Origin of the sequence: Escherichia sp. KTE159 (assembly GCF_000408805.1) — a bacterium.
GTDB lineage: Bacteria > Pseudomonadota > Gammaproteobacteria > Enterobacterales > Enterobacteriaceae > Escherichia > Escherichia marmotae.
In genome coordinates, this window is the sequence record NZ_KE137295.1 from 285479 (window position 1) to 297657 (window position 12179).

At 44.3% G+C, this 12179-nt stretch carries 11 protein-coding genes; 9 read left to right on the forward strand and 2 right to left on the reverse strand.

All coding sequences use genetic code 11. The annotated features are described in order from the left end of the window. Positions 1-25: 25 nt before the first annotated feature. Positions 26-1132, reverse strand: a complete 1107-nt coding sequence (locus A31E_RS01785) for an N-acetylneuraminate epimerase (RefSeq protein WP_016249529.1) — start codon at positions 1130-1132, stop codon at positions 26-28. A 19-nt stretch (positions 1133-1151) separates the two neighbouring features. Beyond that, complete coding sequence (gene nanC / locus A31E_RS01780) at positions 1152-1868, reverse strand: N-acetylneuraminic acid outer membrane channel NanC (protein WP_000709387.1); 717 nt, start codon at positions 1866-1868, stop codon at positions 1152-1154. Between the two features lie 1466 nt (positions 1869-3334). On the opposite strand from nanC, the gene fimB reads away from it, so the two are divergent. From fimB to fimH, 9 genes are all read left to right on the forward strand, one after another. Further along, on the forward strand, positions 3335-3937 hold the full coding sequence (gene fimB, locus A31E_RS01775; RefSeq protein WP_000790567.1) for a type 1 fimbria switch DNA invertase FimB: 603 nt from the start codon (positions 3335-3337) through the stop codon (positions 3935-3937). Positions 3938-4417: 480 nt separating this feature from the next. After that, the gene (gene fimE / locus A31E_RS01770; protein ID WP_000044701.1) at positions 4418-5014 is read left to right on the forward strand and encodes a type 1 fimbria switch DNA invertase FimE; all 597 of its coding nucleotides are present in this window, start codon (positions 4418-4420) and stop codon (positions 5012-5014) included. A gap of 479 nt (positions 5015-5493) precedes the next feature. Continuing rightward, the gene (fimA, locus tag A31E_RS01765; RefSeq protein WP_001517669.1) at positions 5494-6048 is read left to right on the forward strand and encodes a type 1 fimbrial major subunit FimA; all 555 of its coding nucleotides are present in this window, start codon (positions 5494-5496) and stop codon (positions 6046-6048) included. A 66-nt stretch (positions 6049-6114) separates the two neighbouring features. Further along, complete coding sequence (locus A31E_RS01760) at positions 6115-6654, forward strand: type 1 fimbrial minor subunit FimI (RefSeq protein ID WP_000831509.1); 540 nt, start codon at positions 6115-6117, stop codon at positions 6652-6654. A gap of 36 nt (positions 6655-6690) precedes the next feature. Next, a complete protein-coding gene (gene fimC / locus A31E_RS01755; RefSeq protein ID WP_001517673.1) occupies positions 6691-7416 on the forward strand; it encodes a type 1 fimbria chaperone FimC in 726 nt (241 codons plus the stop codon). A 66-nt stretch (positions 7417-7482) separates the two neighbouring features. After that, positions 7483-10119, forward strand: coding sequence for a fimbrial usher FimD (gene fimD, locus A31E_RS01750; protein WP_000120906.1), 2637 nt, complete (start codon positions 7483-7485; stop codon positions 10117-10119). A 9-nt stretch (positions 10120-10128) separates the two neighbouring features. After that, the gene (fimF, locus tag A31E_RS01745) at positions 10129-10659 is read left to right on the forward strand and encodes a type 1 fimbria minor subunit FimF (RefSeq protein WP_000837649.1); all 531 of its coding nucleotides are present in this window, start codon (positions 10129-10131) and stop codon (positions 10657-10659) included. Between the two features lie 12 nt (positions 10660-10671). Next, positions 10672-11175 carry a type 1 fimbria minor subunit FimG gene (gene fimG, locus A31E_RS01740; protein WP_016249530.1) on the forward strand — a complete coding sequence of 168 codons (504 nt, stop codon included), beginning with the start codon at positions 10672-10674 and terminating at the stop codon, positions 11173-11175. Positions 11176-11193: 18 nt separating this feature from the next. Then, the gene (gene fimH, locus A31E_RS01735; RefSeq protein WP_010378345.1) at positions 11194-12096 is read left to right on the forward strand and encodes a type 1 fimbria D-mannose specific adhesin FimH; all 903 of its coding nucleotides are present in this window, start codon (positions 11194-11196) and stop codon (positions 12094-12096) included. Positions 12097-12179: the final 83 nt, after the last annotated feature.

Below are 12179 nucleotides of genomic sequence, written 5' to 3' on the forward strand. Positions count from 1 at the left end.
GCTCCTTTACTGGAGCCCTGAAAAGTTAGTTTTGCACAGTCACTTTATTATCTTTCACAGAGAGTAACACTGAATCCGCCACAGCTTTGCCGCCCGTAGTTTCACCGCCAATAATCAATAAGCTATTATTCCAGGGTAATGATACTCCGTAGGCCCGACCTTGCGACAGTTCGCCAGATTTCTCCCATTTCCCGTTATGCCAAAGATGAATATCAGCGCTATACGATTTTTTCAGGCCTTCATGCGCATAGTTCTTACCGTTCTGGTAATTTTCCCGTGAACCTTTAAATCCGGCTCCTCCGGCAAATATAAGAGAGTCATTGCTAATACCAGCAAAACCGCCAGCTACGCCATCCGGTGAGGAGACGGGAGAAAGTTTATTCCATTTTATGTTATTGCCGGTGAAATCAAGCTCAAATACAGCATCAGTTCGCAATCCTGGTTTTGCCTCGCCATTAATAAGCCAGGTTTTATCACCTTTATTTGCTACCGCCGCTCCAGCCGTACCGTACCAGGGAGATTCACCAGCATAACTCCATTGCTGTGTAGAGGGCTCAAAAGACAACAGAAAATTATTGAAGAAATAATCTTCTGCTTTTTTGTCAAAATAGTTGGCGTTGATTTTATCTATAGTCTTTGAATCTTTTCCAGCCTCATTGAGATCTTCAAAATAGCCATTGAAGATATTCTGGTTAACACCGCCAGTAACATAAGCCTTGCCGTTGTGTACAAAAGTCACATGACCCGCCATGCCCATCGGTGCGTGTGACATCAATTTAACCCAGGTATTGGTTTCGGGATTATATTTGTGTACGTCGTTGAATACCTGAGTTAACCCATCTCTGTTTTTACCAACACCGCCAAATACATACAAATTACCATCAATAAATGCAGAGGTTGCTTGATCTCTCGGGCCAGCCGGGAATTCCGCCAGGGCTATCCATTTCTTATCTTTGGCTTGCGTATCCAGCTTGTACCATGCTGCTCCTGCGCTACCTAAACCAATGTAGACAGTGTTGTTATCAATCACTCCAGTACCGCTTTTAAAAGGCACAGGGGTTTCTGGTAATACAGACGCGTTTGCGGCAAATGAAGCCATTATGATAGCAAGTGCCATTATTTTTTTATTCATTGTGACTGTCTCCTGTCTACTACAGTTTAAATGACACACCAATGCGATAACTGTTTTCAGATAAATTATCTCTACCGTTGTAAACACCCTGACGGTCAAGGTAGTCATATTCTATGTATGGCGTAATATCTGGCGTCATATGGTATTGTAGAACAAATGCATTTTCCGTCGCCCATTTCTTATGGTTTGCATAGCGATAATCGTTTTGTTTGCTGTATAGCGTTGTTTGCCAGGCGAAGGTGAAATCACTATTAATATGGTAAGTGACATATCCATCCCAACGATGAACGTTATCACGAGACATATCGCCGGATAAGTCTTGCTGTCGGTAGGCTTTCCAGTCGTAACGATAGCGAATGCCAAAATTGAGATCTTTTGTCGCATCCCAGGACAGTTTTACGTAAGGTCCGTAGCGTGTACCGTTGCTGCTAAAATGGGTTAACATTCCCGGGCGCACAGTCCATTGATCATCAAGTTTTATTGCGTAATTAACTTCGACCTGAACATCATTGAGTGCGGCATTTTCTTTTTTATTATCATGAATAGTGTTCCAGGTATTACTTTCAAGACTTGCCCACCATCCATTTTGCCATCCCTCACTGACTTTGAGTCGAGTTTCATAAGCATGGCTCCCACTACGATATCCACCACGGACGTCCAGTGTTGCAGCCTGAGAAATTAATGGCGACGAAAAGCAGAGTAATAATACGCCAGAAAGTATTTTAGCCTTTTTCATAAATTTCACTCATTTGTAGGATACAGAAAGTAATACAAAGCCCGCATAAACAATTAGCATTTATGTCGTGTAATATTTTTTGCCAGGCTTATAGTGTCTTTGGCAGCGGATAGCTGTATTTTATATTTTTGTATAAGGTCTCCTGTGAAAATTCACTTTCCACATTATTTAATATATACAGAGGACCAGATTAAATACCTGAGTATAAAATCTCTTCTGATGTTTAATTGATTTGAATGTTCGTAAGCTATATCACTTACTCAATCCATTTTACCCAGAGTCATAAAATAGATTGTTTGTTGATCTCATTTTCATACTCCTTTCAGACTGAAGTGCGTTTTCATCACCCGATGAGAAAGAACTGAAGTGATGTTTGTCATAGATTGCGAGATGCCCAGCTTCATTTACTGTCTTGGTGAACCTTTATACCTGTTATACCAGATCAAAAATCACACAATCCATACAACAAAACCAGATTTGCAATTCGTGTCACAAAATATGTCGATATTTTTCTAAGAAGAAGATGCTATGTGAAGCCAGATGACCACTTGCGGAGCTCTTCATAAACCAAAGGTTTTTCTTTAATTATTTGTTTTATATGTTATTTATTTTTAGTTCAAACAGGAGGCGATTTGCAAGATAACTCAGCGGGCATGGTAAAGATAAGTGTCTATCCGCCATCAGACTGGGCATAATTCTCATCATGAAATATGTTTCCTGCTTTGTGGCACGTAGCTGGGAACTCCCGGAGTTGTTCCGGGCAGGCTTGTTGATGTTCAGCACGCATCGGTATTTTCAGGATGATGTTTCAATCCGTTTGTTGCCGTATCACCCGGCGAATAGCTGTGAGTCAGGAAGGTTTAAGTCGTAGTGACCAAAGCTATCTTTAGCAACGAATGCAGATGGAAAAAGCGTGTCCTGGCTTTCCTCATATCTCCGGGAAATACACAGTATGAAAAAGGGATGTAACAACCTCACAGCATGAGTTTACGAACCAAAGGATAATAATGGCTAGGAAACTAAGCATTAGCATGATAATAGCCACCTGAAAATTACCGGTTTCTATGAAATAGCAATTATGCGGAAAAACAGAGTTGACTAATAATGTTATGTGTGAGATGGCTGACAGAAGCAATATTAAATTTTTATGATGATTTGCTTGTTACAGAAGATATCACATGATATATAGATAAGAATAGTTATATTGATCATGAGGTTTATTATTGGATTTCGTCTTACGCTGATAAATATATTAATGAACATAGCATACAAGAGCATATAGCGTTTGTATGGCAAAGTTATTATAAGTAACTATCGCCACTCCATTTTAGTTCATTCAAAAGAGCTGATCCACTTGCGTTAGTCATTACACAAACGTTCGCTTTTATAAACATAATCAGGGCTAAATGTTGGGCTGATAATAACCCAGTACAGCTAGTGCGTGTCTGCAATTATAAGGGAAAACGATGAAGAATAAGGCTGATAACAAAAAAAGGAACTTCCTGACCCACAGTGAAATCGAGTTACTCCTTAAAGCAGCAAATACCGGGCCTCATGCTGCACGTAATTATTGTCTGACTTTACTTTGTTTTATTCATGGCTTCCGGGCGAGTGAAATTTGTCGATTGAGAATTTCAGATATTGATCTTAAGGCAAAGTGTATATATATCCATCGATTAAAAAAAGGCTTTTCAACGACACACCCGCTCTTAAACAAAGAAGTTCAGGCTTTAAAAAACTGGTTGAGTATGCGTACTTCTTATCCACATGCTGAGAGCGAGTGGGTGTTTTTGTCACGCAAGGGGAATCCTCTTTCTCGTCAACAGTTTTATCAAATCATCTCTACTTCAGGTGATAATGCTGGATTATCACTAGAGATTCATCCTCACATGTTACGTCATTCATGTGGTTTTGCTTTGGCGAATATGGGAGTAGATACACGGCTTATCCAGGATTATCTTGGCCATCGTAATATTCGTCATACTGTCTGGTATACCGCCAGTAATGCAGGGCGTTTTTACGGTATCTGGGATAGCCCCAGAGGTCGGCAACGCCATGCTGTTTTATAAAAACGGATGAGATACCATGGATGGTGTTAAAAACTACATTATTCTTACGATGTATCAATAATAATTAACCATTTATTAATTGATGTTATTGTAAGTATAATCATTAATTATCAGAATAAACATTGGTTTAACCACAGCCATACAAACCACAATGGTTTTATTTTTTTAAAATAAACAAACAAAATCATTCATAAATTTACACATCACCTAAGTTCTTACCTCATTGTGTTTTTTTTCTTTATTTTTTAAGCAACTGGAAGTTAATTCTGTTTACTCTATTGTTATATTGAATTAAATCAATGAAAATAGATTTTGTCACATCAGTGATATTTTATTTTTGTATGATATTTAATGTGAACGTCTGATAATCGCTCAATGTCGTGTGTGATTATCTTTTTATCTATTGGGCTAATTTTAACCGATTGAGGTTTTCCTATAGGTATTCATTCAAATATAACCCAGTTCAGGAGTACTACTATTGTGAGTAAACGTCGCTATCTTACCGGTAAAGAAGTTCAGGCAATGATGCAAGCGGTTTGCTATGGGGCAACGGGAGCCAGAGATTATTGTCTTATTCTGTTGGCATATCGGCACGGGATGCGTATTAGTGAGCTACTTGATCTTCATTATCAGGATCTTGATCTCAATGAAGGCCGGATAAATATTCGTCGGCTGAAGAACGGATTTTCTACTGTCCATCCACTACGTTTCGACGAGCGTGAGGCTGTAGAACGCTGGACCCTTGAACGTTCTAACTGGAAAGGTGCTGACCAGACCGATGCCATATTTATTTCTCGTCGTGGAAGCCGACTTTCTCGCCAGCAGGCCTATCGCATCATTCGTGATGCGGGTGTTGAAGCTGGAACCGTGACGCAGACTCACCCTCATATGTTAAGACATGCTTGCGGTTATGAACTGGCCGAGCGCGGTGCAGATACTCGTTTAATTCAGGATTATCTGGGGCATCGAAATATTCGCCATACTGTGCGTTATACCGCCAGTAATGCCGCACGTTTTGCCGGATTATGGGAAAGAAATAATCTAATAAATGAAAATTTAAAAAGAGAAGAGGCTTAATGTAACCTATTGATAAAAAAATAAAAAATTAGATTAATACAAGACAATTGGGGCCAAACTGTCCATATCATAAAAAAATTTTGTGTTTTTTCTCAAGCATAAAAATATAAAAAATCGACGAAAACCAGCTAACCATTTGATATGTAAATTATTTCTCTTGTAAATTAATTTCACATTGCCTCCGCGTTACGTAAAGATAGCGTTTCTGACTCTCGAAGCAACTTCCTCATTCTTCTCTTCAAAAACCACCTCAGATAGCATAAAAATCTATAAAATCAATTAAATAAAGTTCATTAATCCAACGAATAAACTAAATAAGTAAGCGAGCGATGCTTTCCTCTATGAGTCAAAATGGCCCCAAATGTTTCATTTTTTGGGGGAAAACTGTGCAGTGTTGGCAGTCAAACTATCTATCTGAACAAAGTGTACAGAACGACTGCCCATGTCGATTTATACGTAGATTTAAAAAGGAAAGCAGTATGAAAATTAAAACTCTGGCAATTGTTGTTCTGTCGGCGCTGTCCCTCAGTTCTACAGCGGCTTTGGCCGATACTACTCCCACGACGGTAAATGGTGGGACCGTTCACTTTAAAGGGGAAATCGTTAATGCTGCTTGTGCGGTTGATGCTGGTTCTGTTGATCAAACCGTTCAGTTGGGCCAGGTTCGTACTGCTACTCTGAAGCAGGCTGGAGCAACCAGCTCTGCTGTCGGTTTTAACATTCAACTGAATGATTGCGATACTTCTGTTGCAAGCACAGCCGCTGTTGCCTTCTTGGGCACAGCGATTAACAGCAACAATCCTACAGTACTGGCTCTGCAGAGTTCTGCTGCAGGTAGCGCAACAAACGTTGGTGTGCAGATCCTTGACAGAACAGGCACTGCGCTGACGCTGGACGGTGCGACATTTAGTGAGCAAACGACTCTGAATAATGGCACCAACACCATTCCGTTCCAGGCGCGTTATTATGCAACGGGTGTCGCAACCCCGGGTGCTGCTAATGCGGATGCAACCTTCAAGGTTCAGTATCAATAATCCACTCAGGTTTTAGGGAAATAATTATGGGCAAGGATGCCCGCCCCCTGCGCGATAAAAATAACGATGAAAAGGACGAAATTATTTCTAGTAGCGTCGTTACTGCCGATGTTTGCACTGGCCGGAAATAAATGGAACACCACGTTGCCCGGTGGAAATATGCAATTTCAGGGCGTCATTATTGCGGAAGCTTGCCGGATTGAAGCAGGTGACAAACAAATGACGGTCAATATGGGGCAAATCAGTAGTAACCGGTTTCATGCGGTAGGGGAAGATAGCGCCCCGGTGCCGTTTGTTATTCATTTACGGGAATGTAGCACGGTGGTGAGTGAACGTGTGGGCGTGGCGTTTCACGGTGTCGCTGATGGCAAAAATCCGGATGTGCTTTCTGTGGGTGAGGGGCCGGGAATTGCAACCAATGTTGGTATTGCCTTGTTTGATGACGAGGGAAACCTCGTACCGATTAATCGTCCACCAATACACTGGAAACGGCTTTACTCAGGCGCGACTTCGCTACATTTCATTGCTAAATATCGCGCAACAGGGCGTTGGGTTACTGGCGGCATGGCTAATGCTCAGGCCTGGTTCTCCTTAACCTATCAGTAATTGTTCAGCAGATATTGTGATAACAGGAACAGGACAGTGAGTAATAAAAACGTCAATGTAAGAAAATCGCAGGAAATAACATTCTGCTTACTGGCAGGTATCCTGATGATCGTTGCAATGATGCTTGCCGGACGCGCTGAAGCGGGAGTGGCATTAGGTGCGACTCGCGTAATTTATCCGGCAGGGCAAAAACAAGTTCAACTTGCCGTGACAAATAATGATGAAAATAGCACTTATTTAATTCAATCATGGGTAGAAAATGCTGATGGTGTAAAGGATGGTCGTTTTATCGTGACGCCACCTCTGTTTGCGATGAAGGGAAAAAAAGAGAATACTCTGCGTATTCTTGATGCCACAAATAATCAATTGCCGCAGGATCGGGAAAGTTTGTTCTGGATGAATGTAAAAGCGATTCCGTCAATGGATAAATCAAAATTGAACGAGAATACGTTACAGCTCGCGATAATCAGCCGCATTAAACTCTATTACCGCCCGGCTAAATTAGCGTTGCCACCCGATCAGGCCGCAGAAAAATTAAGATTCCGTCGCGGCACAAATTCTCTGACGCTGATTAACCCGACACCCTATTACCTGACGGTAACAGAGCTTAATGCCGGAACTCGGATTCTTGATAATGCATTGGTGCCTCCAATGGGCGAAAGCACGGTTAAATTGCCTTCTGATGCCGGAAGCAGCATAACTTATCGAACAATAAATGATTATGGTGCACTTACCCCAAAAATGAAGGGCGTAATGGAATAACGCAGGGGGAATTTTTCGCCTGAATAAAAAGAATTGACTGCCGGGTGATTTTTAACCGGAGGAATAATGTCATATCTGAATTTAAGATTTTACCAGCGAAACACGCAATGCTTGCATAATCGTAAGCCTTGTCTGGCTGGTTTTTTTATCCGGCTCTCTGTTGCCTGTGCATTTGCTGCACAGGCACCTTTTTCATCTGCCGAACTCTATTTTAACCCGCGCTTTTTAGCGGATGATCCTCAGGCTGTTGCCGATTTATCGAGTTTTGAAAATGGACAAGAATTACCGCCGGGAACGTATCGTGTCGATATCTATATGAATAATGGTTATATGGCGACACGAGATGTCACGTTTAATACGGGGGAGAGTGAACAAGGGATTGTCCCTTGTCTGACACGCGCACAACTCGCCAGTATGGGGCTAAATACGGCCTCTGTTTCCGGTATGAATCTGCTGGCGGCTGATGCCTGCGTACCATTAACTTCGATGATCAATGAAGCCACTGCGCATTTAGATGTTGGCCTGCAGCGGCTTAACCTCACGATCCCGCAGGCATTTATGAATCAGCGTGCGCGTGGCTATATTCCACCAGAGTTGTGGGATTCAGGTATTAATGCCGGATTACTCAATTATAACTTCAGTGGAAATAGTGTGCAGAATCGGATTGGGGGTAACAGCCATTATGCATATTTAAACCTGCAGAGTGGGTTAAATATTGGTGCGTGGCGTTTACGCGACAATACTACCTGGAGTTATAACAGTAGCGGCAGTTCATCAGGTAGCAAAAATAAATGGCAACATATCAATACCTGGCTTGAGCGAGACATAATTCCGTTACGTTCTCGCCTGACGTTGGGCGATGGTTATACCCAGGGCGATATTTTCGATGGTATTAACTTTCGCGGCGCACAGTTGGCCTCAGATGACAATATGTTACCCGATAGCCAGAGAGGATTTGCCCCGGTGATCCACGGTATTGCACGTGGTACTGCACAAGTATCTATTAAACAGAACGGGTATGACATTTATAATAGTACGGTGCCACCGGGGCCTTTTACTATTAATGATCTCTATGCCGCAGGTAATAGTGGTGACTTGCAGGTAACGATTAAAGAGGCCGACGGCAGCACACAGATCTTTACCGTACCCTATTCGTCAGTACCGCTCCTGCAGCGTGAGGGACATACACGTTATTCCATTACGGCTGGAGAGTACCGCAGTGGTAATGCGCAACAGGAAAACCCCCGCTTTTTCCAGAGTACGTTACTCCACGGCCTCCCGGCTGGCTGGACAATATACGGCGGTACTCAACTGGCGGATCGTTATCGTGCTTTTAATTTCGGTGTCGGGAAAAACATGGGGACATTGGGGGCTCTATCCGTGGATATGACGCAGGCTAATGCCACACTTCCCGATGAAAGTCAGCATGACGGACAATCAGTGCGTTTTCTTTATAACAAATCGCTCAATGAGTCAGGCACGAATATTCAGTTAGTGGGTTACCGCTATTCGACCAGCGGATATTTCAATTTCGCTGATACAACATACCGCCGAATGAATGGCTACAACATTGAAACGCAGGATGGTGTTATTCAGGTTAAGCCGAAATTCACCGACTATTACAACCTCGCTTATAACAAACGCGGAAAATTACAACTTACTGTCACTCAGCAAGTTGGGCGCACATCAACACTTTATTTGAGTGGTAGCCATCAGACTTATTGGGGAACGAGTAATGTCGATGAGCAATTCCAGGCCGGATTAAATACCGCATTCGAGGATATCAATTGGACGCTCAGCTATAGCCTGACGAAAAACGCCTGGCAAAAAGGACGAGATCAGATGTTGGCTCTTAACGTCAATATTCCTTTCAGCCACTGGCTGCGTTCTGACAGTAAATCTCAGTGGCGACATGCCAGTGCCAGCTACAGCATGTCACACGATCTCAATGGTCGGATGACCAACCTGGCCGGTGTATACGGTACGTTGCTGGAAGACAACAACCTCAGCTACAGCGTACAAACCGGATATGCCGGAGGTGGCGATGGGAATAGCGGAAGTACAGGCTACGCAGCGCTGAATTATCGCGGCGGTTATGGCAATGCCAACATAGGTTACAGCCATAGCGATGATATTAAGCAGGTCTATTACGGAGTCAGCGGTGGGGTATTGGCCCATGCCAATGGCGTAACGCTGGGGCAGCCGTTAAACGATACGGTTGTGCTGATTAAAGCGCCTGGAGCAAAAGATGTAAAAGTCGAAAACCAGACAGGTGTTCGTACCGACTGGCGCGGTTATGCCGTGCTGCCTTATGCCACTGAATATCGGGAAAATAGAGTGGCACTGGATACCAATACCCTGGCTGATAACGTCGATTTAGATAACGCGGTCGCTAACGTTGTTCCCACCCGTGGGGCAATCGTGCGAGCAGAGTTTAAAGCGCGCGTTGGGATAAAACTGCTCATGACGCTGACCCACAATAATAAGCCGCTGCCGTTTGGTGCGATGGTCACATCAGAGAGTAGCCAGAGTAGCGGCATTGTTGCGGATAATGGCCAGGTTTACCTCAGCGGGATGCCTTTAGCGGGAAAAGTTCAGGTGAAATGGGGAGAAGGGGAGAATGCTCACTGTGTCGCAGATTACAAACTGCCACCTGAGAGTCAGCAGCAGTTATTAACCCAGCTATCAGTTGAATGTCGTTAAGGGGGCGTGATGAAAAGCAAACCTTTTTATCTTCTGTGCGCTTTTTTGTGGCTGGTTGTCAGTCACGCTTTGGCTGCGGATAGCACGATTACTATCCGCGGCTATGTCAGGGATAACGGCTGTAGTGTGGCAGTTGAATCAACCAATTTTACCGTTGATTTGCTGGAAAATGCGGCGAAGCAATTTAACAACATTGGGGCGACGACTCCGGTCGTTCCTTTTCGTATTTTGCTGTCACCCTGTGGTAATGCCGTCTCTGCTGTAAAGATCGGATTTACCGGTGTTGCAGATAGCCATAATTCCAACCTGCTTGCACTTGAAAAGACTGTGTCAGCGGCTGCGGGACTGGGAATACAGCTTCTGAATGAGCAACAAAATCAGATACCACTTAATGCCCCATCGTCCGCGATTTCGTGGACGACCCTAACGCCGGGTAAACCAAATACGCTGAATTTTTACGCCCGGCTAATGGCGACACAGGTGCCTGTCACTGCGGGGCATATCAATGCCACGGCAACCTTCACTCTTGAATATCAGTAACTGGAGATGCTCATGAAATGGCGCAAACGTGGGTATTTATTGGCGGCAATGTTGGCGCTCGCAAGCGCGACGGTACGGGCAGCCGATGTCACCATTACGGTGAATGGTAAGGTCGTCGCCAAACCGTGCACAGTTTCCACCACCAATGCCACGGTTGATCTCGGCAATCTTTATTCTTTCAGCCTGATGTCTGCCGGAGCGGCATCGTCCTGGCATGATGTTGCGCTTGAGTTGACGAATTGTCCGGTGGGAACGTCCAGAGTCACCGCCAGTTTCAGCGGGGCGGCTGACAGCACCGGATATTATAAAAACCAGGGAACCGCGCAAAACATCCAGTTAGAGCTACAGGATGACAACGGCAACACATTGAACACCGGCGCAACCAAAACTGTTCAGGTGGATGATTCCTCTCAATCTGCGCACTTTCCGTTGCAGGTCAGAGCATTGACGGTAAATGGTGGTGCCACCCAGGGAACCATTCAGGCAGTGATTAGCATCACCTATACCTACAGCTAACCCGAAGAGATGATTGTAATGAAACGCGTTATTACCTTGTTTGCTGTACTGCTGATGGGCTGGTCGGTAAATGCCTGGTCATTCGCCTGTAAAACCGCTAATGGTACGGCTATTCCTATTGGCGGCGGCAGCGCCAATGTCTATGTTAACCTTGCGCCCGCCGTGAATGTGGGGCAAAACCTGGTCGTGGATCTTTCGACGCAGATCTTTTGCCATAACGATTACCCGGAAACCATTACAGACTATGTAACACTGCAACGAGGTTCAGCTTATGGCGGCGTGTTATCTAATTTTTCCGGAACCGTAAAATATAATGGCAGTAGCTATCCTTTTCCTACCACCAGCGAAACGCCACGCGTTGTTTATAATTCGAGAACGGATAAGCCCTGGCCAGTGGCGCTTTATCTGACGCCTGTCAGCAGTGCGGGCGGAGTGGCGATTAAGGCTGGTTCATTAATAGCCGTGCTCATTTTGCGCCAGACCAACAACTATAACGGCGATGATTTCCAGTTTGTCTGGAATATTTATGCCAATAACGATGTGGTGGTGCCTACCGGTGGTTGTGATGTTTCTGCGCGAGATGTCACCGTCACTCTGCCGGACTACCCCGGCTCGGTGCCGATTCCTCTTACTGTTTATTGTGCGAAAAGCCAAAACCTGGGGTATTACCTTTCAGGTACAACCGCAGATGCGGACAACTCGATTTTCACCAACACGGCGTCGTTTTCGCCAGCACAGGGCGTCGGCGTGCAGTTGACGCGCAACGGTACGATTATTCCAGCGAATAGCACTGTGTCATTAGGGGCAGTAGGGACTTCAGCGGTAAGTCTTGGGTTAACGGCAAATTACGCACGTACTGGAGGGCAGGTGACTGCAGGTAATGTGCAGTCAATTATTGGTGTGACTTTTGTTTATCAATAAAGAAATCACAGGGGTTGCCAATGCGAGTACGCAATATTTGCCTGATGGCTATCAGGCTTACAAAACCTGTATGTTAGCTTTTT